The sequence below is a fragment of the Phaeobacter sp. CC-HEC084 genome, from assembly GCF_059429255.1.
The window spans coordinates 154,321-172,738 of record NZ_JCAIJQ010000004.1 but is presented as its reverse complement, the minus strand read 5'-3'; the positions used below and the strand labels follow the sequence as shown (position 1 = coordinate 172,738).

21 protein-coding genes are annotated in these 18,418 nt (G+C 60.6%); 7 read left to right on the top strand and 14 right to left on the bottom strand.

Going from position 1 to position 18,418, the window contains the following annotated elements:
* Positions 1-16 precede the first annotated feature (16 nt).
* Complete coding sequence (locus AC5SSZ_RS14805) at positions 17-1,243, top strand: adenylate/guanylate cyclase domain-containing protein (protein WP_274830327.1); 1,227 nt, start codon at positions 17-19, stop codon at positions 1,241-1,243.
* Positions 1,244-1,285: 42 nt separating this feature from the next.
* Here the strand turns inward: AC5SSZ_RS14805 and AC5SSZ_RS14800 are convergent, their stop codons facing one another.
* The 4 genes from AC5SSZ_RS14800 to rplS all read right to left on the bottom strand — a co-directional run bounded on the left by AC5SSZ_RS14800 (position 1,286) and on the right by rplS (position 4,801).
* Positions 1,286-2,095 carry a division plane positioning ATPase MipZ gene (locus AC5SSZ_RS14800; protein ID WP_065271575.1) on the bottom strand — a complete coding sequence of 270 codons (810 nt, stop codon included), beginning with the start codon at positions 2,093-2,095 and terminating at the stop codon, positions 1,286-1,288.
* 193 nt (positions 2,096-2,288) lie between these two features.
* Positions 2,289-3,929: a tetratricopeptide repeat-containing sulfotransferase family protein gene (locus AC5SSZ_RS14795; protein ID WP_495438547.1), complete on the bottom strand. Its 1,641-nt coding sequence runs from the start codon at positions 3,927-3,929 to the stop codon at positions 2,289-2,291.
* 267 nt (positions 3,930-4,196) lie between these two features.
* Positions 4,197-4,418, bottom strand: coding sequence for a 50S ribosomal protein L31 (rpmE, locus tag AC5SSZ_RS14790; RefSeq protein WP_274830325.1), 222 nt, complete (start codon positions 4,416-4,418; stop codon positions 4,197-4,199).
* 11 nt (positions 4,419-4,429) lie between these two features.
* The gene (rplS, locus tag AC5SSZ_RS14785; protein WP_065273597.1) at positions 4,430-4,801 is read right to left on the bottom strand and encodes a 50S ribosomal protein L19; all 372 of its coding nucleotides are present in this window, start codon (positions 4,799-4,801) and stop codon (positions 4,430-4,432) included.
* Between the two features lie 403 nt (positions 4,802-5,204).
* On the opposite strand from rplS, the gene AC5SSZ_RS14780 reads away from it, so the two are divergent.
* Positions 5,205-7,292 carry a hypothetical protein gene (locus tag AC5SSZ_RS14780; protein ID WP_495438545.1) on the top strand — a complete coding sequence of 696 codons (2,088 nt, stop codon included), beginning with the start codon at positions 5,205-5,207 and terminating at the stop codon, positions 7,290-7,292.
* A gap of 39 nt (positions 7,293-7,331) precedes the next feature.
* Here AC5SSZ_RS14780 and trmD read toward each other — a convergent pair whose 3' ends face one another.
* A complete protein-coding gene (gene trmD, locus AC5SSZ_RS14775; RefSeq protein ID WP_495438543.1) occupies positions 7,332-8,129 on the bottom strand; it encodes a tRNA (guanosine(37)-N1)-methyltransferase TrmD in 798 nt (265 codons plus the stop codon).
* 55 nt (positions 8,130-8,184) lie between these two features.
* Between trmD and AC5SSZ_RS14770 the strand changes: the two genes are divergently transcribed.
* Positions 8,185-9,240, top strand: coding sequence for a phosphotransferase family protein (locus AC5SSZ_RS14770; protein ID WP_495438541.1), 1,056 nt, complete (start codon positions 8,185-8,187; stop codon positions 9,238-9,240).
* A gap of 30 nt (positions 9,241-9,270) precedes the next feature.
* Here the strand turns inward: AC5SSZ_RS14770 and rimM are convergent, their stop codons facing one another.
* From rimM to ffh, 7 genes are all read right to left on the bottom strand, one after another.
* Positions 9,271-9,774, bottom strand: coding sequence for a ribosome maturation factor RimM (gene rimM, locus AC5SSZ_RS14765; RefSeq protein ID WP_495438538.1), 504 nt, complete (start codon positions 9,772-9,774; stop codon positions 9,271-9,273).
* Between the two features lie 129 nt (positions 9,775-9,903).
* Positions 9,904-10,560: a 5,6-dimethylbenzimidazole synthase gene (gene bluB, locus AC5SSZ_RS14760; protein WP_495438536.1), complete on the bottom strand. Its 657-nt coding sequence runs from the start codon at positions 10,558-10,560 to the stop codon at positions 9,904-9,906.
* 4 nt (positions 10,561-10,564) lie between these two features.
* The gene (rpsP, locus tag AC5SSZ_RS14755) at positions 10,565-10,942 is read right to left on the bottom strand and encodes a 30S ribosomal protein S16 (RefSeq protein WP_495438534.1); all 378 of its coding nucleotides are present in this window, start codon (positions 10,940-10,942) and stop codon (positions 10,565-10,567) included.
* Between the two features lie 58 nt (positions 10,943-11,000).
* Positions 11,001-11,300 (bottom strand): chorismate mutase, encoded by a 300-nt coding sequence (locus AC5SSZ_RS14750; RefSeq protein ID WP_495438532.1) that lies wholly within the window; start codon positions 11,298-11,300, stop codon positions 11,001-11,003.
* A gap of 1 nt (position 11,301) precedes the next feature.
* The gene (locus AC5SSZ_RS14745; RefSeq protein ID WP_495438530.1) at positions 11,302-11,904 is read right to left on the bottom strand and encodes a GNAT family N-acetyltransferase; all 603 of its coding nucleotides are present in this window, start codon (positions 11,902-11,904) and stop codon (positions 11,302-11,304) included.
* A complete protein-coding gene (locus AC5SSZ_RS14740; protein WP_495438528.1) occupies positions 11,904-12,449 on the bottom strand; it encodes a GNAT family N-acetyltransferase in 546 nt (181 codons plus the stop codon). Before AC5SSZ_RS14740 ends, AC5SSZ_RS14745 begins: the two co-directional genes overlap by 1 nt.
* A 6-nt stretch (positions 12,450-12,455) precedes the next feature.
* Positions 12,456-13,994, bottom strand: a complete 1,539-nt coding sequence (gene ffh, locus AC5SSZ_RS14735; protein WP_274868442.1) for a signal recognition particle protein — start codon at positions 13,992-13,994, stop codon at positions 12,456-12,458.
* A gap of 313 nt (positions 13,995-14,307) precedes the next feature.
* Between ffh and AC5SSZ_RS14730 the strand changes: the two genes are divergently transcribed.
* Together AC5SSZ_RS14730 and rpiB are read left to right on the top strand one after the other, a co-directional pair.
* Positions 14,308-14,847, top strand: coding sequence for a prolyl-tRNA synthetase associated domain-containing protein (locus AC5SSZ_RS14730; RefSeq protein WP_495438527.1), 540 nt, complete (start codon positions 14,308-14,310; stop codon positions 14,845-14,847).
* A 49-nt stretch (positions 14,848-14,896) separates the two neighbouring features.
* A complete protein-coding gene (rpiB, locus tag AC5SSZ_RS14725; RefSeq protein WP_065271563.1) occupies positions 14,897-15,346 on the top strand; it encodes a ribose 5-phosphate isomerase B in 450 nt (149 codons plus the stop codon).
* A gap of 98 nt (positions 15,347-15,444) precedes the next feature.
* Here rpiB and AC5SSZ_RS14720 read toward each other — a convergent pair whose 3' ends face one another.
* Positions 15,445-16,026: an FMN-dependent NADH-azoreductase gene (locus tag AC5SSZ_RS14720; RefSeq protein WP_065271562.1), complete on the bottom strand. Its 582-nt coding sequence runs from the start codon at positions 16,024-16,026 to the stop codon at positions 15,445-15,447.
* 130 nt (positions 16,027-16,156) lie between these two features.
* Between AC5SSZ_RS14720 and AC5SSZ_RS14715 the strand changes: the two genes are divergently transcribed.
* Positions 16,157-17,035 (top strand): LysR family transcriptional regulator, encoded by an 879-nt coding sequence (locus AC5SSZ_RS14715; protein WP_065271561.1) that lies wholly within the window; start codon positions 16,157-16,159, stop codon positions 17,033-17,035.
* Complete coding sequence (locus tag AC5SSZ_RS14710; RefSeq protein ID WP_274830315.1) at positions 17,023-17,934, top strand: DMT family transporter; 912 nt, start codon at positions 17,023-17,025, stop codon at positions 17,932-17,934. The genes AC5SSZ_RS14715 and AC5SSZ_RS14710 overlap by 13 nt, the downstream gene beginning before the upstream one ends.
* Before the next feature lie 18 nt (positions 17,935-17,952).
* Here AC5SSZ_RS14710 and AC5SSZ_RS14705 read toward each other — a convergent pair whose 3' ends face one another.
* Positions 17,953-18,303, bottom strand: coding sequence for an ArsR/SmtB family transcription factor (locus AC5SSZ_RS14705; protein WP_495438523.1), 351 nt, complete (start codon positions 18,301-18,303; stop codon positions 17,953-17,955).
* Positions 18,304-18,418 lie beyond the last annotated feature (115 nt).

Sequence of the window (18,418 nt, the reverse complement as noted above, 5' to 3'; positions counted from 1 at the left end):
CCGAGGACCCTTTCCCGTGGATCAGACAGACAGCCGAGCCCCCGCCTTGATCTCCTGGCTGACCGAGCAAGGGCTGCGCAGCCATGAGCGCGAAGGTTTCCTGCAGGCGTTTTGCGAGCAGATGGTCGCCCTCGGCATGCCCCTATGGCGGTTTCATCTGGCGCAACGCGCCTTTCACCCGCAGTTCGGCGGGATCGGGTTCAGCTGGACTCGCACTGGTGGGATGTCTCAGGAACGCTACGAGCACCGGCAGGCCCCGCGCGATGCCTGGCTGCAAAGCCCGCTGTTCCATCTTCTGGCTGAGGATCTGGAGGAATTCCGCTCGGATCTGAATGATCAGCATGTCGTCCGTTTTCCGATGTTGGGGGATCTGCGGGCGCAGGGCGTGACCGACTATTTCGCCTTTGGCCTGCGTTTTTCCGACGAAAAGGTCCCGCTGGATCCTAGCAGGCCCTCCGAAGGGGTGTTGATTTCCCTGAGCAGCGATCACCCGGACGGTTTCAGCGAACGCGATCTGTCCTTGCTGCGCAGTATCGCGCCGCATCTGGGTCTGGCGCTGAAGTCGATGTCAAACCAGCAGATGGCCAAGGATCTGTTGCAGGTTTATCTGGGGCGGGATGCCGGGCGGCGGGTGCTGTCCGGCGAAATCCAGCGCGGGTCGTCGGACCGGATCAACGCGGTCATCTGTCTGTTCGATCTCAAGGGCTTTACCAGCCTCGCCGAGCAGGTGCCGGGCCCCGAGGTGATCGACATGCTGAACGATTATTTCGGCATTGCCGTGACCGTGATCCAGTCCCACGGGGGCAATATCCTGAAGTTCATGGGCGATGGGATGCTGACGATGTTTAACCTCGGCTCGCTCAGCAAGGACGCCAAGGCGGCGCTGGATGCGGCGAGTGAGCTGCGTCAGAAGATCCGCCTGCGCAATATCGAGCGGGCCGAGGCAGGGCTGCCTGCGCCGGGGTTTACCCTGGCGCTGCACGCCGGTGACATTCTTTATGGCAATATCGGTTCGGAAAACCGGCTGGACTTCACCGTGATCGGGCCGATCGTCAACCAGACGGCGCGGATTTCCGGCTTGCACCACTCGGTCGGGCAAAGCGTGATCCTGTCCCAGGAGGTACAGCGCGCCGGGGCAGAGGCGGGGCACGATCTGGTATCTCTCGGCCGCTACATGCTGCGCAGCGTGGCCGAGCCGATCGAGTTGTTCACCATCTACGAGACGCCGGATCAGCCTAGGTAGGGACTGATCCGGCGCCAAAGAGGGGAGCGAGCCGGGCAGGACTCAGATATTGATCTCGACGCCCGGCAGGTTCAGCTCTTTCATCATGTCCCGCAGCTCTTGCCGGGCCGCGATGTTGGAGATGTTCAGCTGTTTGACGCCCACGTCCTTGAGATCCAGCAGAGTCAGGCCGCGCGGGAAGAGTTCGCGGAAAATCACCCGCTCTGAAAAACCGGGGGCGACGCGGAAGCCGATCCGTTTGGACAGCATGTTGATGGCGCGCTCCATCTTTTCCTTATTGACCATGCGCTGGGTGCCGACGCGGTTGCGGATGACGATCCAGTCGATGGGTTTCAGCCCGGCCTGCGCCCGCAACTGGCGCGCATTCCAGACCATTTCCGAATAGACCGACGGGCCGGTGATCTTGTCGCCCTTGTCATCGGTATGGGCCAGCAGGTCGAAATCGACGAAACTGTCGTTCAGCGGCGTGATCAGCGTATCGGCCAGCGAATGTGCCACCTGGCTCAGCCGGGTGTGCGAGCCGGGACAGTCGATCAGGATGAAATCATTGTCCGGCTCCAGGCTGGAGACGGCCGCCGACAGACGGTGGTCATAGATGTTTTCACCCGGTTGCAGGCTGTCGGGGTCAATGTCCGGCAATTCGTGCAGATCGACAATCGGCAGTTCCAGCCCGGCCTGGGTCATGAAGGCCTTGCGGTTCTCCAGATACCGACCAAGCGAGCGTTGCCGCAGGTCCAGATCCAGCGCTGCCACCTTGTGCCCCAGCCGTGCCAGAGCGGTTGCCACATGCATGGAGACGGTGGATTTCCCCGCACCGCCCTTTTCGTTGCCGACGACAATGATATGCGCCATTCAATGATCCCTTTGGTTCCCCGCGCCGCGGGAGCGATTTTCTGCGGACTATAGACAGTGCCCGAATCAATGAAAAGCGTTGAACTACCCCAATTAGAGCCTGATTTTTGCCGCATCAGGCGGGGTCAGCAGTGCAGCTGATGCACTGCCGCAGGATGCCATGTGTTAATTGGAACACTTCGTTCCGGCGCTGCTACAGCCCCAATTGGTTCAACTGCTCGAATGCCGAGGAGAGACGTGCCTCGTGGGGCAGCCAGTCCGGGGTCGAGCGATGATAGATCGGCTGTCGCGCCTGCTGCAACGATGCCGTTTGAATGGCGCTCTCACGGTTTTCTGGATGCAGGCAGTCATCGGACCATTCCAGCCCGCAGAAATCCACCAATGGCCGGATGTGCTCTTCGGGATCTTTCGTGAGCGCGTGATAGTCCAGTTGATGGATCTGGTCCGGAAACAGCCGCATCCAGTGTTGCATCAGGTCCCGCGTTAGAGCCTGATATTGGGCAATGTCGCTGAGATCATAGCTGAACCCATTGCCACTACCCGCCATGCAAACCTGATAAAGAGACCAGAGCTGATCGCGGGGCATGCGCGTGGTGTAGACGATCCGCGCCTCGGGGAAAGCTGCCAGAAGGCCGCCGACCCAACGAAAGTTGAGCGGCATCTTGTCGATTACAACAGGTGCGCCATTGGCGTGACCCTGCATGGCCTGCCCAACTGCGTCTCGCAGGGCCTGTGCGTCGGCTTGTGTGAATTTCGTTTGCTTCTTTGTTGCCATCTGCTGCATCAGCTTGGACATGGCAGTTGTGGAATACTGCAATTCGCCAGCGCCTGTCACACCTTCGCAGCCGCATAGGATGCGTTCCGTTACCGTTGTGCCTGAGCGCGGCAGCCCGACGATGAAAATTGGCCGAAAGCCGAGCTCAGATGTGGCAACCGGTGCCGGTTCAGCAAAGGTATGCTTCAGGTACGCAAATATGCCTTCGTCCTTCTCGATCGAATATTTGATCGTTTGCTTCTTGAGGCTGTTGCCCTGTTCCAGATGCTCAAATGCGGCGTCGTACCGCCTGGTATCATTCAGAGCTTTGTAGAGCGCAAAGCGCAGTTCGCTTTCTGCGCTGGGCTGCAGGTCGCCCTCGTTGAGGAGTTGTTGCATGTCTCTCAGGTGGGGATGATCCTTGTCATAGGTGATCACCAGGGACATGTTGCGGTGCACGGGCGTCAGCCGGGGATTTAGGTCCAGAGCGTTCTGGAAATGCTGCTTTGCGGTGTCATTTTTGTTTTCGGATAATGCAATGAGGCCAAGCTGATATTGGGCTTCTCCACCAGCTGGTGAGGTCGGGGTCACCGAATTATAGCAGGCCTTCGCCTCTGTCAGACGGTTAAGGCGGCGTAGTGATAGGCCCAGTACGTTGAGTAATTCATCGGTAACCGGATTGTTCTCGATAAGAGCTGAGATGATATGCACGGCTTCCGCATAGTGGCCTTGTTCGTTCAGGGACATGGCCAGTGCTCTGCTCGCCGCCGGGTTTTTCGGATCTAGGACGACGGCCTTGCTCAGGTGTTCGGTTGCTAGATCGAGGTAATTGAGTTGAAGAAGTATAGCGCCGATATTGAAATGCCCGATGGCGGGATTGCCTCCAGCCTCCAGGCTGCGTTTGAAGAAATCCAGAGCGCCTGACAGGTCGCCTTGGGCCTTCAGGCACGCGCCCTGCAAGTCCAGCAATGGGACCAAGTCGGGGGAGCGTTTCGCCAGAGCTTGTGCTGTGGACAGGGCGTCTGAGATTCTGCCTTCTCGGAAAAGAGTAACCGCCGCAGTGACTTCCGATTGGCTCACGGGGGTTCCATGCCCTCGATTCCCCGCCAAAGCCTCGGGGAGGTTTTTGATGCGGGAAGGGCTGGCTTGGGAGAGCATTGGCTGCGGCCTTTCGTTTCAGTGTATCCACGATTTCGAAAAACTGTGCCCCAAAAAGCTTGTCAATTTGAAAAGATTTTACAATTTTTGCTCGGGCTATGCATGGCCTCTATCTAATTTGTGCTTGCGCCAAAAATAAAAAAACCGCCCCAAAAGGAGCGGTTTTCGTTTCGAAACCGATAGTTGGTCTTAGAAGCCCAGACCTTCGTATTTCTTTTTGAACTTGGACACGCGGCCACCGGCGTCCATCAGGCGGGTCGAACCGCCGGTCCATGCGGGGTGCACGGAGGGGTCAATGTCCAGCGACAGCTGGTCGCCTTCTTTGCCCCAGGTGGAACGCATCTTGATGACGGTGCCATCGGTCATTTTGACGTCGATGAAGTGGTAGTCGGGATGGGTGTCGGCTTTCATGATACCACTCCTTACGCTTTAGCTTTGTAGTTTGCGTCTTCAGCGATACGGGCGGATTTGCCGCGACGCGAACGCAGGTAGTACAGCTTGGAACGACGCACGCGGCCACGGCGCACGACGGTGATGCTGTCGATGTTGGTCGAATGCAGCGGGAACACACGCTCCACGCCTTCGCCAAACGAAATCTTGCGGACGGTGAAGGAACCGGCGATGCCAGAACCGTTCTTGCGGCTGATGCAGACGCCTTCATAGTTCTGAACACGGCTACGCGAGCCTTCGGTCACTTTGTAGCCGACGCGGATGGTGTCACCGGCTTTGAAATCGGGGATCTCTTTCCCCAGGGCGGCAACTTGTTCCGCCTCCAGCTGTGCGATCAGGTCCATCTGATCTTCTCCTATTTTGCTCGTGGTTGTTCCACGAAGTTTTGCGCGGATATGAGAGCTCTTGGTCTTCACCGGGTCCCGCTTTTGCAGCCCGCCAGAGATCACACCGATCGTTCCTGAGTGCCGATCCGCGCCCTGTCAGATGACCGAAGAAAGTCAGGCAGGATATGCGCACATAGGCAAAACGCCCGGAACCGAATCCGGTACCAGACGAGCGGCTTTTAGGCCTGTGGCGCCAATGTTTCAAGGGAATTGTGCCGTAACCCCACTTCTTCGCAACGCTTTTGTTTTGCTCGCCGGGGCTTATGGGGCTACCGTTTGGGGGAATTGATAGATCAAGTTGTTGCGTCGGCCCTTTCTGGCCGTGCTGTTTAAATGTGCCTCATGGGTAGGAGGAGTGACCATGCCTTTCAAAAAGCTGGATATTTTCAATAGTGAGCAAAGTTACAAGGCGGAGCTTAAGAAGGAACTCAAAAAGCTCGACGCGAGCCTGAGCGAGTTTCATTACTACGATCAGGTGGCGCTCAATGGCGCGCCGCAGACTATTCTGGTGGTCGGAGAGACCGCCGCGCCGTTGCTGAAAGAGCTGAAAGCCAAGGCCAAGACGCACGCCGTCGGCCGCTGTTTTGTTGAGGATGGCACCCTGAAGCTGAGCCCGGTCAAGGGCAAGATTCTGGAAAAGAATCTGAAGCCGGTCATGAAGGGCACGCAGTTCGCCTATAAGATCGTGGACGCGGATGTGGACGCTGGCGGGGCGGACAGCGCCGATGGTAAGTTCGAAAAACGGCTGCAGGCTGTGGTGTCGCGGTTTGACAAGATCAAGGGCAAGATCACCGACGAGGAACGCAAGGAACTGCGCATCCTGTTCGGCCAGATTGAGGAGCAGAAGGATAGCGCGGTGGACAAGGCAGCCGCGATCTTGAGCAAACTCAACACCCGGATGGAAGAGCTGATTGGCCTGATCGGCGGCGGATCGGAGGCGTCGCGCGAAGAGGTCAACGCCAAGACCCGGCTGAAGGCAACCACGGCCCGCTTTGACAAGGTCAAAGGCAAGATCATGGACGACGAGCGCAAGGCGCTGCGTCAGCATTTCGCAGCCGTCGTCGAGCATTTCAAAAAGGGTGAATGGGCCGACGGACAGAAACGGCTGGAGCAACTGGACAAGGAAATGGTCGGCTATGTGAAGGAGGCGCTGGCCTCTGAGGAGCAGAGCGCCGAGAAACGCAGTTCTGACTTTGACAAATCCGAAGCAGGTCAGGCTGCCAAGGTGCTCGCCTCGCGCATCAAATCCGAAGCGGAAAAGTTGAAGAAACTGGAGGCCGCCGTGACCCGTGAGGCGGGCGTGCTGAAGGATCTGCACGACACTCTGTCGGGGCTGACCAAGCCAAAGGACATCGCCTCCAAGCAGCGCCAGGTCGATGCCAGTTCAGATCGGCTCGACAAGGCGCGTCAGGTGCTGGAGACCTCGCGCAGCGAGCTGCTTGAAAACATCGAAAAGATGAAAAGCGAGAAGCTGGAGAAGGAAAAGGCATTCGTCACCGCACTGGGCAATATCAAATCACGCATCTCGGCGCTGGATGAGATGCTCGACAGCGTACCGGTGGATCAGGCCCGGGCCCAGATCGAGGCGCTGATCAAGAAACAGGCCGAGGCGCAGGCCTGGCAGGAGGAGCGGCTAAAGGCCGAAGAGGGTGGCGAGGGACATGGCACCGGCCGCCACGGCGCACAGACCGGGATGGAGCGCCAGGCGATGCGCGCCTCAACGCAAGATGGCGTCACCCCGGATCAGGATGGCAATACTTCGGGCGTCAGCCGTCAGGAAAAGGGTGTGATGCAGACGGAAACCTGGAACCAGGTCAAGGTCACCTACACCGAAGAGGACGGCAAACGCGTGATCGCTGACATCGACAAGACCGCGCAGAATATCGTCAACAAGTTCGACAGGACCCAGTACAGCGGCGGCAAAGGGTCGATGTGGGCCACGCCGGTGCTGGAAAAGGAAGCGGTAGAGGCGGCGCTGGACGTGGCCAACAAGCTCAAGGATTTCACCCATTGGGCCGAGGGCAACACCTCGGACCACACGGCGGTCACCACCGAGTTCAAGAATCTGACCGTGCTCTTGGGCAAGCCATCCAGTTCGGTTGGCTGGGGCTACGCGGTCGAGCGGGATGGCGATGCCGTCGATGTGTCCACAGTGAAGAGCGAACTGAAGAAATTCGAAACCGGCGCGCAGACCATGGACCAGCTGTTCAAGGCGCTGAACGTCAAGTTCATCGAACGCGATGGCGGGGTAAAGATGATCCCGCATTGCCGGGTAGTGCTGGAGCGCGGCGCGGGCGGCGGCGCCTGGAAGCTGAAGACGCATTATCCCGACAATGGCATTTCTTCGGGGCAACTGGGTTGGGAAACCCGGCGCAATCAGCCCAAGGGCGACATCACCTTCCGCAAGGGGACGGACCTGACCGTCAAGAAGAACAACGCCGCGCCCTGACGCGGTGGGGCCGGGGGCCGTATAGGTTCCGTCCCCGGATCAGCCCTTCTTGGTCTCGCAATAGGCCTCCCACAGGTCCGGGCGGCGCGCCTTGGTGATTTCTTCACTCATCTGGTGACGCCATTCGGCGATCTTGCCGTGATGGCCGGACATCAGGACCTCGGGGATTTCGCGGCCCTTCCATTCGGCGGGGCGGGTGTATTGCGGATGTTCCAGCAGCCCGGAGGAAAAGCTTTCCTCCTCGGTTGAGGCCTGATTGCCCAGGACGCCGGGGATCAGTCGCACGGTGGCGTCGATCAGGGCTTGCGCCGCGATTTCGCCGCCGGTCATCACGAAATCGCCGAGGCTGACTTCCTGAATGCCATAGTGTTCCAGCACCCGTTCATCGACGCCTTCGAATCGCCCGCACAGCAGGGTCATGCCGTCGCAACGCGCGAAGTTCTGCATCATCTTCTGGTCCATGCGTCGCCCGCGCGGCGACAGGTAGATCAGCGGCCAGTTGCCCTGCACCCCATCCATGGCATGGTCGATCGCCTCGCCCAGAACATCGGGGCGCAGCACCATCCCGGCGCCGCCGCCTGCGGGGGTGTCATCCACGTTACGATGCTTGCCGACGCCGAACTGGCGCAGGTCGATGGTCTCCATCTGCCACAGCCCTTCCTGCAGGGCCTTGCCGGTCAGGCTTTCGCCCAGCACACCGGGAAAGGCGGTGGGAAACAGGGTCATGATCTTGACCTTCCACACCCCGGCCAAATCCGGAGTCGGTGTCATCAGTTCACGCGGTTTCAGCGTTGGGCGGATCGCCTTGCGGCCATGGGATTTTGTCGGGTTGCTCATATCCCGTTGTTTAGTTGAAACTGGGCCGGCCGCAACAGAAAGCTTTGTCCACGCCATGCCCGATGAAATGATGAACCGGCTGCCTGCCTTCCACCAGAAGCCATCCGTGGCAGAGGTGGAGCAGCGCGCGATGGCGCTTTGGCCGGGGATTGCCGCAGACGCGGGCCTGCCGCCGGATGGGGCCGCTTTCAGCATGATGCAGGTGAACTCGTCCCGGCAGGACAGCCGCGCCGTGCTGGGGATCCGAACGGCGGACGAACGGCGTTTCGTGCTGCGGGCGGATTTTGCTGAGGGCAATCTGGCGGCCTTGCGCGCCCACCACGACCGCCATCGCGCGGCGGCGCAGGCGCTCCGGGAGGTTCAGGGCGTCAATGTGCCGGAGTTGGTCTGGCTAGATCCGGAGCGTCCCATCGCGCTTTTCGAGTTTGCGCCCGGCGAAACGGCTTATCGCGAGCTGTCCTTTGCGGATCACGGTCTGGGCAATAGGGCGGTTCTGCTGCGCCGGATTGGCCGTGCCGTGGCGCAGTTGCACGCGGCCGGAGCGGTGGAGCAGCGCCGGTTTTGGCCAAAACCGCATCTGGCGCGGGTGCAGGGCCGGGCCGCCAAGGTGCGGGCGGGCGATTTGCAGATCCGCAAGCCAAATAGGTTTCTGGGCCTCTGTGCGATGCTGCACCGCTTCGCGCGGGAGGCGCGAGGGCTGCCCTATCAGGCGGCGCTGCAGCATGGGGATCTTCATTTCAGGAACATCCTGATCACCGAGGATCTGGTCTCATTCATCGATTTTTCCAACGCCCGGTTTTCCCTGCCGCATTCGGATATCGCCAATCTCTGGTTGGCGAACTTGCCCGACCATCTGGCCACAGGGGACGGCGCGCAGGGGCAGGCGGTTGGATTTGGCGGCGTCGCGCAGAGCGACTGGACCGCCTTTGAAGCGGGGTATGGCGCCCGGTTTACAGAGGATCCGGTCTTCCGGTTCCTGTTTCTGCATCGCCTCTACCGCTCATGGCTGCGCCTACCCGCACCGGGGGCAGAGCTGCAGGAGCGGGACAGCACCCTTCTGAGTGGGGTCGAGACGGTTTTTGACTGGTTTCAAAGAAACCATACCGACTGAACGGTAAGGAGTGGCAGGCTCTGCAGTTGCTTAGAGCAACCCTTCGGGCGGGTCGGCGATGATCCGGCCCTGCTCAAGGTCCACGGTTGGGACCGCGGCAAGGGTAAAAGGCAGCAGAACCGTGTTCTTCATCCCCGGACCATGCAGTTCCAACAAATCGGCCGCGCCGTGGTTCTGTACCGATTTCACCTGCCCCAGCAGGGTGCCGCCGGTATCATAGACATCAAGACCGATCAGGTCGGCATGATAATACTCGTCATCCGGCAGGCTCGGCAGGCGATCGCGCGGGGCAAAAAGGCGCAGCCCCTTCAGCGCATCCGCCTGTTCCTTGGTCTCCACCCCGCCAAGGCGCGCAGCAAAGCCGTTTTTGACTACCGATGTCAGTGACACGGTATAGCTCTGGCTGCCGTCCTCGGAACTGAGCGGGCCATACGTCGCAATGTCCTCGGGATTGGCGCAAAAGCTTTTCAGGCGGACTTCGCCTCGTACCCCAAAGGCGCCGGCCACCGCGCCGATGCAAATCAGATCGCTCATGGCTGTATCCTGTGTAACTGTTGATCGCAGACCGGTTTCATCCAACCCTATCTGAGCCATTGGGGTGTTCATGACAAGGCGAAGTTTCGCTGGCCGCCTCCAAGAGGTTGGCAGATGCCGTCTTGCGGATCAGCGGGTTTCGACCGGCAGGCCGTCCCGGCGGCTTTCCCAGCCTTGCTGTTCCAGTTCCGGGGTCTCGTCCTCGGTGACTTCGGGGTGGCCAATGCAGAAATAGCCGATCAGCCGCCAACCTTCCGGGGCCTTTAGATCGCGGTTCAGCTGCTCGGGATCCAGCACCGAGACCCAGCCAAGGCCCAACCCTTCGGCGCGCAGCGACAGCCAGAACAGGGTGATGGCGCAGACCACGGAATAGCGGCGCATTTCCGGCATGCTGCCTGCGCCCAGACCGTGCCCCTTGCTGGTGGCATCGTCGCAATAGATCGCCAGTTGCACCGGCGCCTCCTGCATGCCCGAGAGTTTCAGTCCGGCATAGCGTTTGGCCTGCGCGCCAGAGTAGCCTTGCAAAGCTTCGGCGTTGGCGGCCTTGAAATTCTCAAGGGCTGCGGCGCGGGCGGTATCGCTTTCGATACGTAGAACGCGCCAAGGTTCGCTGAGCCCCACCGAGGGCGCCAGCAGAAACGCAGAGAGGCAGCGCGCAAGCACTGCCTCGTCCACAGGGTCCCTGCGGAATCGGCGCACATCGCGCCGGAGCCGCATCAACCGGTCCAATTCGCTGCGAAAGCCCTCAGGGAAGGCGCCCTGATCACGGGTCTTTCGCAGCGTCATGGTCTTATTCCGCGTCTGCGGGTGCTTCAGCGGCTTCAGCAGCGTCGGCGGCCTTGGCGGCTTTCTCTTCAGCGCGCTCCTGAGCTTTCTTGCCGGGAACAGCTTTCTTGGGGTTGTTGCGCTCGGTCTTGGCGCGCACGCCTGCGGCTTCCAGCATCCGGGCGATACGGTCGGTGGGCTGGGCGCCCTTGTCGAGCCATGCCTGAACACGCTCCATGTCCATTTTCACGCGCTCTTCGCTGTCTTTGGGCAGCAGCGGGTTGTAGGTGCCGAGCTTCTCGATGAAGCGACCGTCACGCGGCATGCGGCTGTCAGCAGCCACGATGCGGTAGAAGGGACGCTTTTTAGAGCCGCCGCGGGCCAGACGAATTTTCATTGCCATGGTTTCATTCTCCTTTGATGGCGTTGAACGGGATTTCCGGTTGTCGGATCAATCCCGCTTATTCTTGGTGTTTCTTATGGTGGCGAATGACCTCATCGATGATGAAGTTCAGGAACGCCTTGGCAAATTCAGGGTTGAGGTCCGCCTGAGTTGCCAGGTCTTCAAGCCGTGCGATCTGCTTTGCCTCGCGGGCCGGATCGGACGGGGGAAGGTCGTGTTCGGCTTTCAGCTTGCCCACTGCCTGGGTGTGCTTGAAGCGCTCGCCGAGGGTATAGACAAGGATCGCGTCCAGCCGGTCGATGCTTTCGCGGTGCCCTTTCAGGATTTCGGCGGCGCGTGCAACAGGATCATTGCTCATGTCAGTCAATGGCCCATCCTTTCGGTTTGAACAGCGGGTCGGCGTAGTGGCTGATTTCCATCTCGATGCCATGGGCGATCTGGCTGCCCTTCAGCGCCTCGGGCGAGGGATGCCGGTAGACCGCGTCGCTGCCGTCGATGGTCTCGGCATCATTGTCCTTCTTGGCGCCAAGGCGTTCGGCCAGGCGGATGGAATCGAGGTTCTTGGGGTCGATGTAGCTGACCGCCCCATCCCAGCCCAATGTGTCGTAGAAATATCTCCGCGCGGCGCTGGTCGCCTCCAGCGCGTAGCCTTTTCCAGCCTTTTCGGGCCAGATGATCCAGGCGATTTCACGCTCGGGCCAGCCTGCGGGTTTCCAGCCGCCCGCCATGCCGTAGGTCTCGTCCGTGACCTTGTCGTGGATCATCCACATGCCAAAGCCGCGGATCTGCCAGTGGCCGATTTCAGCGGCATAAAGCATCCAGGATTCATACGGGTTCAGCGGCCCGCCCATGAAACGCGCGCGATAAGACGAAAATGTCGCCTTAAAGTTCGGATAATCCTCGGGCTCGGGGCCGCTCAGGATCAAACGTTTGGTTTCAATGGTCGGGATGGAGGCTGGCATCAGGCATAAGCCTCCATGCCGCCGTCGGTGACCTCTGCCGGGGACAGGTGACGCCAAAGCTCCAGCGTGCCAAGGCGCGGATGGGTGTAATCACCATCGCGGCGCGCACCAAGGCGTTTTGCCACCGCGCGAGAGGCGTGGTTTTCCGGGTTCACCAGGCTGATCACGGTGTCCCAACTCAGAACGTCATAAGCAAAAGAGCGCGCAGCTGTTGCCGCCTCGGTGGCGTATCCCTTGCCGCCGAAACCTTCGAACAGGTCCCAGCCGATTTCCGGCTCGGGCCAGCCGTGCGGGTTCCAGAGGCCAATGTTGCCCGCGACCTTGCCGGTGGATTTCTCGTCCACCATCCAGCGGCCATAGCCCAGCATGTGCCAGTGACCGATCTCGCAGGCGAGGTGGCGCCAGACCTGCTCGGGCTTCATCTGGCCGCCCACGTATGTGGCGCGTTCGGACGCATAGAATTCGCACATTACGTCGAAGTCCGACAGGTCAGGCGCGCGCAGGATCAGGCGTTCGGTTTCGATGGTAGGAATAGTCACGGTCATGAGCTGTTACTTCTTCTTGCCAAAACCGGAGAGGCCACCGGGCAGTCCGCCCATGCCGCCAAGACCTGGCAGACCGCCGGGCAGGCCACCCTTGCCGCCCATCGCCTTGGCTGCGGCTTCGAGCGCCTTGGGGTCCATCTGGCTGGGATCCATGCCGCCGGGCAGACCACCTGCCATATCGGGCATACCGCCGCCTTTGCCAAACATGCCCTTCATGGCCTGTTTCAGCATCTTGCCTTTGCCCATCTTGCCCATCTTCTTCATCACATCCGCCATTTGGCGGTGCATCTTCAGAAGCTTGTTGAGGTCGGAGACCTCCATGCCGGAGCCGGCCGCGATGCGTTTCTTGCGCGAGGCCTGCAACAAGGCAGGGTTAGCGCGTTCTTTCTTGGTCATCGACTGGATCATGGCGATCTGGCGCTTCAGCACCTTGTCGTCCATGCCGGAATCTTCGACCTGTTTGGCCATTTTCGCCATGCCCGGCATCATCTGCATCATGCCCTGCATGCCGCCCATCTGGAGCATCTGTTCCAGCTGCATCTTCAGGTCATTCATATTGAAATGACCCTTCATCATGCGCTTCATCATACGCTCGGCCTGTTCGGCCTCGATGGTTTCCTGGGCCTTTTCGACCAGGGCCACGATGTCGCCCATGCCCAGAATCCGGCCCGCGATCCGGTCCGGCTCAAAGGTCTCGATGGCGTCCATCTTCTCGCCCAGACCGACAAAGCGGATCGGCTTGCCGGTAACGGCGCGCATAGAAAGCGCCGCACCGCCGCGTCCGTCGCCGTCCATCCGCGTGAGGACCACGCCGGAGATGCCGATCTTGGCGTCGAACTCCTCGGCGACTTCGACTGCGACCTGACCGGTCAGACCGTCGACAACCAGCAGGGTTTCACGCGGCGAAACCACGTCGCGCACGTCTTCGACTTCCTGCATGAGGACTTCGTCGATCTGCAAGCGACCGGCGGTATCCAGCATATAGACGTCATAACCACCCAGCGCCGCCTGCTGTTTGGCGCGCTTGGCGATGTCGACGGGTTTCTGGCCCGGTACGATGGGCAGGGTGTCGACGCCGATCTGGGTGCCGAGAACGGCCAGCTGATCCATCGCCGCCGGGCGATAGACGTCGAGCGAGGCCATCAGGACCTTCTTGCCGTCTTTTTCCTTCAGCCGTTTGGCCAGCTTACCGGTGGTGGTGGTCTTACCCGAGCCCTGCAGACCGACCATCAGGATCGGTGCGGGCGGGTTGTCGATTTTCAGCGCACCGGGATCGCCTTCGCCCTGCAGAGTCTCGACCAGCGCATCGTGCACGATCTTGACGACTTGCTGACCGGGGGTGACCGATTTGGTCACGGCCTGACCGGTGGCCTGGTTTTGCACCTTCTTGACGAACTCGCGGGCGACCGGCAGCGAAACGTCGGCCTCCAGCAGTGCGACGCGCACCTCGCGCAGGGCGGTCTTGACGTCTTCCTCGGACAGGGCGCCCTGTTTCGTCAGCCGGTCGAAAACACCGGAAAGGCGTTCGGATAGATTTTCAAACATGCCTTGCGGCCTCCTGAGCCGGTTACGGTTTCCTGCCCCGTATGTAGGGGCCGTGACGCCCATGCACAAATGCCCCCACGGGCGTAACACGCTGGTGGAGGGCGATCCCCGGCAAATTCACGGGGACCGGAAGACTCGGGCGATCTTCCGGAAAGTTGGCTGTCGATACGCCGGATGGGGGCAGGAGTCAACCGCGCGGACCAGAGCAGACCGGTGCAGGGCGCGCCTGCGATGGGGCCGCATTGTGCCTGCGGCCGATTTGCGGCAATAGAGGGGCCAACTGGACAGTTCAGATAGAGCGGAATGCGAGCCTATGGAAGCCAAAGCGGACGCCACAGTCGATCAACATGATGACATGCCTGTTTCCTCGGATGCGCTCTTGGCGCGGCTGGATGATTGGGGGCTGACCTACAGGCTGCATGAACACGTGCCGCTGCGCACCGTGGAAGAGGCCAAGACGGTCGAGGCCGACATGGCCGAGCCGGGTGTCTCGGCGCTGAAGATCAAGAACCTCTATTTGCGTGACCGCAAGAAGCGGAATTATCTGATCTCGGTCGAACAGGACCGCGAGATCGACCTCAAGGCACTGGGCAAGGAGATCGGCGCGCCCGGGCTCAGCTTTGGATCGGCAGACCGGTTGATGGAGCATTTGGGCATCCGGCCCGGCGCTGTCAGCCCGCTGGCGATGATCACCGGTGTCGAAAAGAACGTGACATTCTATCTGGATCGCGCCGCGCAGGACGTGGATGTGATCAACATGCATCCGCTGGTCAACGACCGCACCGTGGTCATGCCGCGCGGCGATCTTCTGGCATTCTTCGACCGCATCGGGGTTGCGGTAAACTGGATCTGAGGCACAGCCGCCGTCTGATCTGCAACATCATCAAGGGAACACCTGTATCATGGCAGACACCAAACGTATCGTTCTTTCCAGCGATCATGCCGCGATCGACATGCGGCAGGCCATCGCCAAGCATATCGAGGCACAGGGCTGGGAGGTGGTTGACATCGGCCCCACCACGCCGGAAAGCACCCATTACCCCAAGCATGGCGAAGCAGCGGCGCAAAAAGTGGCTTCGGGTGACTGCGACCTGGGCATCATCCTTTGTGGCACCGGGCAGGGCATCATGATGGCCGCGAACAAAGTCAAAGGCATCCGCTGCGGCGTTTGCTCTGACCCGTTTTCGGCCCGGATGATCCGCGAACACAACGATGCCAATATCCTGTCGATCGGTGCCCGCGTGGTGGGTGAAGGTCTGGCGCTGGAGATCGCTGACGCTTTTCTGTCTGCCGAATTCGAAGGTGGCCGCCACGCAACACGCGTCGACATGATCAAAGAGATCGAGGCCTGATCGCCCGGCCTGTTGCCATTCAGGCAGCATTTTAAACGCAAAGAGCCCCCGATGCGGGGGTTCTTTTGTTTTTTGTGTGTCCCGAGAAGGGCCGGGGATCAGGCCGCCAGCGACTCGATCTGGGTGTTGGCGCGCGCCAGGGCTGCATCCGCATCGACGGCCAGCGTGTCAGCTGCCACGATTTCGACGTCGGTGATGCCCATGAAGCCCAGCATGTAGCGCAGGTAGCCGGAGGCAAAGTCGATGGAGGAGCCGATTTCGGTACCGCCGGAGGCGAGGGCGATAATCGCGCGCTTGCCCTCCAGCAGGCCAACCGGGCCTTGATCGGTGTATTTGAAGGTCACGCCGACGCGGGCAACCAGATCGATCCAGGCCTTGAGGCTGGAAGCAACGGCAAAGTTGTAGATCGGCGCGCCGATGACCAGTGTGTCAGCGGCTTTCAGTTCTTCCACCAGGGCATCGGACTGGGCCAGAAGCTGTTTCTGCTCGTCGCTACGCTGATCGGCCGGGGTGAAGTTGGCGTTGATCCAGTCCTCGCTCAGCATCGGCAGCGGCGTGGCCAGATCGCGGCGGACAACTGTGTCTGCCGCCAGACGGTCAACGATCTTGGCGCTGAGGTCACGGGACACCGAACCTTCGCGGCGGGCCGAGGAGTCGATATGCAATACGGTCTTGGTCATTGTCTTTTTCCTGTTCACGAGTGAAGCTCTGCTATTGAGATGTACGATTGCAAAACTGAACACAATCGCTGATAAATCACAGCTCGTGTGCGTGCGTGCGCAACTGGGTAATTTGCAGACGGAGACCGGAATGGAAAACTGGGATGAGGTGCGTACGGCCTATCAGGTGGCTCGCATGGGAACGGTCAGCGGCGCGGCAGAGGTTCTGGGGGTCCACCACGCCACGGTCATTCGCCATATCGACGCAATCGAAGCCCGGATGGGGGTGAAACTGTTCCAGCGTCACGCGCGCGGCTATACCCCGACCGAAGCGGGGCAGGATCTGCTGCGGGTGGCGCAGACCACGGATGATCAGTTCAGCCAGCTGGCCGGGCGGCTCAAAGGGCAGGGGGATGAAGTCACGGGTGAACTGGTGGTGACCTCTCTGTCGTCCCTGTCGCATCTTCTGGTGCCGGTGCTGACCGAGTTCCAGCAGATGCATCCTGGATTGATCATCCGCTATCTGACCGGTGAGCGCCTGTTTCGGCTGGAGTATGGTGAGGCGCATGTGGCGCTGCGGGCAGGCAATGCCCCCGATCAGCCCGACAACGTGGTACAACCCTTCCTGAGTCAGCGAGTGGGGCTGTTCGCCACCCAGAGTTACGTGGATAAGCACGGCATGCTGAACGGTGTCGAGGATCTGCCGAACCACCGTTTCGTCGGCAGCGACAACGCAGACAGCCGGGCGCCCTTTAACAGGTGGCTGCGGGATCACACGACGCCCGAGACGATCATGTTCCGCTGCACGGACGGTGTCGCGATGCAGGAGGCCATTCTGGCCGATGCCGGGATCGGTTTCATGTCCCTGTGGGAAGCCGCCCGGCACAGCAATCTGGTGCCGATGATGGAGCCGTTGAAGGAGTGGGAAGGCAGCCTGTGGCTGGTCACCCATGTCGATCTGCACCGCACCAACAAGGTGCAGAGCTTCCTGAAGTTCCTGAAGGAAAGGTCGAAAGAATGGGTGGCCTGACCCCGGCGCTGCGCGGCCACATCGCCATGCTTTTGTTTTCGGCTCTGGTGGCGGGGTCTTTCTCGCTTGGGGTCATGGTTGCCAATGAAATCGCCCCGGCGGCGCTCAACGCGGCGCGGTTTGCCCTTGCGGCGGTGCTGATCGGGGCTGTGGCGCTCGGCACGCGGAAGTTCCGCGCCAGCCATTTTCGCGCTCCCTGGCGGTTTCTGGTGCTGGGCGGACTGTTCGCGGCCTATTTTGTGCTGATGTTCTATGGGCTGAAGACAGCAGATCCGGTCAGCGCCTCAGCGGTCTTTACCCTGACCCCGGTGATGAGCGGGGTCTTCGGCTGGATCCTGCTGCGGCAGGTGACAACGCCGCGTATGGCGCTGGCGCTGGCCATCGGAGCCACCGGCGCGCTCTGGGTCATTTTCCGCGCCGACTGGTCCGCCTTTACCGCCTTTGAGATCGGGCAGGGCGAAATGATCTATTTCATCGGCTGCGTTTCCCATGCGGTCTATACCCCCATGGTGCGCAAGCTGAACCGCGGTGAACCTGCGGTGGTCTTCACCTTCGGGATGCTGATCGCTGGCGGGATGATCCTGACCGTCTTTGGCTGGAACGATATCCGCAGCACGGATTGGATGAACCTGCCGGGCATCGTCTGGGTCGGACTTTTCTATCTGGCGATCTTTGCCAGCGCGACGACCTTTGTGCTGCTCCAATATGCGACCCTGCACCTGCCCTCGGCCAAGGTCATGGCCTATACCTATCTGACGCCCAGCTGGGTGATTGTCTGGGAAATCGCGTTAGGGCGTCCGGTGCCATCGGGGCTGTTGCTGGTAGGGATCGCTCTGACGGTCATCGCGCTCGTGCTGCTGCTGGAAGATGACGCGAAACCGGCCCGCGCCCCGACCTGAGCGCCGGGCCAGAGGGGGTTAATCGCGAGTCTCTGCCGTATCGTTGCCCAGTTCGGTGGCGAGGAACCGTTCAAAGGCATCAAGGTTCACCGGCTCGAACTGGCCGAACCCCTGCATCCAGACCGAGGCGCTGCGCAGGGCGTCCGGTTGCAGCTTGCACCATTTGACCCGGCCGCGTTTTTCCTGCGCGATGAGCCCGGCCCGGGTCAGGATGGTCAAATGCTTGGAAATCGCCGCCAGCGACATCTCAAACGGGTCGGCCACATCAGTGACGGCCATGTCGTCTTCGAGCAACATGGTCAGGATCGCCCGCCGGGTGGGATCGGCGAGAGCGGCAAAGACGGTATCGAGATCGGCGCGGTTAGTCACCCTTTGGCGTTAGACGCAGCGCGCCCACCGGTCAAGGCCCAGCATGCTCTGTCGTATAGCGCGTTTGGGTGCTGTTTTCTTACTTAACCGAAAAGTTGAATAAGGGTTTTTACCC

Excerpts from the sequence above, each read along its gene's own strand:
- AC5SSZ_RS14800 (WP_065271575.1), bottom strand. The coding sequence starts at position 2,095 with ATGGCGCATATCATTGTCGTCGGCAACGAAAAGGGCGGTGCGGGGAAA.
- rpmE (WP_274830325.1), bottom strand. The coding sequence starts at position 4,418 with ATGAAAGCCGACACCCATCCCGACTACCACTTCATCGACGTCAAAATG.
- rplS (WP_065273597.1), bottom strand. The coding sequence starts at position 4,801 with ATGGACCTGATCGCACAGCTGGAGGCGGAACAAGTTGCCGCCCTGGGG.
- AC5SSZ_RS14780 (WP_495438545.1), top strand. The coding sequence starts at position 5,205 with ATGCCTTTCAAAAAGCTGGATATTTTCAATAGTGAGCAAAGTTACAAG.
- trmD (WP_495438543.1), bottom strand. The coding sequence starts at position 8,129 with ATGAGCAACCCGACAAAATCCCATGGCCGCAAGGCGATCCGCCCAACG.
- AC5SSZ_RS14770 (WP_495438541.1), top strand. The coding sequence starts at position 8,185 with ATGCCCGATGAAATGATGAACCGGCTGCCTGCCTTCCACCAGAAGCCA.
- rimM (WP_495438538.1), bottom strand. The coding sequence starts at position 9,774 with ATGAGCGATCTGATTTGCATCGGCGCGGTGGCCGGCGCCTTTGGGGTA.
- bluB (WP_495438536.1), bottom strand. The coding sequence starts at position 10,560 with ATGACGCTGCGAAAGACCCGTGATCAGGGCGCCTTCCCTGAGGGCTTT.
- rpsP (WP_495438534.1), bottom strand. The coding sequence starts at position 10,942 with ATGGCAATGAAAATTCGTCTGGCCCGCGGCGGCTCTAAAAAGCGTCCC.
- AC5SSZ_RS14750 (WP_495438532.1), bottom strand. The coding sequence starts at position 11,300 with ATGAGCAATGATCCTGTTGCACGCGCCGCCGAAATCCTGAAAGGGCAC.
- AC5SSZ_RS14745 (WP_495438530.1), bottom strand. The coding sequence starts at position 11,904 with ATGCCAGCCTCCATCCCGACCATTGAAACCAAACGTTTGATCCTGAGC.
- AC5SSZ_RS14740 (WP_495438528.1), bottom strand. The coding sequence starts at position 12,449 with ATGACCGTGACTATTCCTACCATCGAAACCGAACGCCTGATCCTGCGC.
- ffh (WP_274868442.1), bottom strand. The coding sequence starts at position 13,994 with ATGTTTGAAAATCTATCCGAACGCCTTTCCGGTGTTTTCGACCGGCTG.
- AC5SSZ_RS14730 (WP_495438527.1), top strand. The coding sequence starts at position 14,308 with ATGGAAGCCAAAGCGGACGCCACAGTCGATCAACATGATGACATGCCT.
- rpiB (WP_065271563.1), top strand. The coding sequence starts at position 14,897 with ATGGCAGACACCAAACGTATCGTTCTTTCCAGCGATCATGCCGCGATC.
- AC5SSZ_RS14720 (WP_065271562.1), bottom strand. The coding sequence starts at position 16,026 with ATGACCAAGACCGTATTGCATATCGACTCCTCGGCCCGCCGCGAAGGT.
- AC5SSZ_RS14715 (WP_065271561.1), top strand. The coding sequence starts at position 16,157 with ATGGAAAACTGGGATGAGGTGCGTACGGCCTATCAGGTGGCTCGCATG.
- AC5SSZ_RS14710 (WP_274830315.1), top strand. The coding sequence starts at position 17,023 with ATGGGTGGCCTGACCCCGGCGCTGCGCGGCCACATCGCCATGCTTTTG.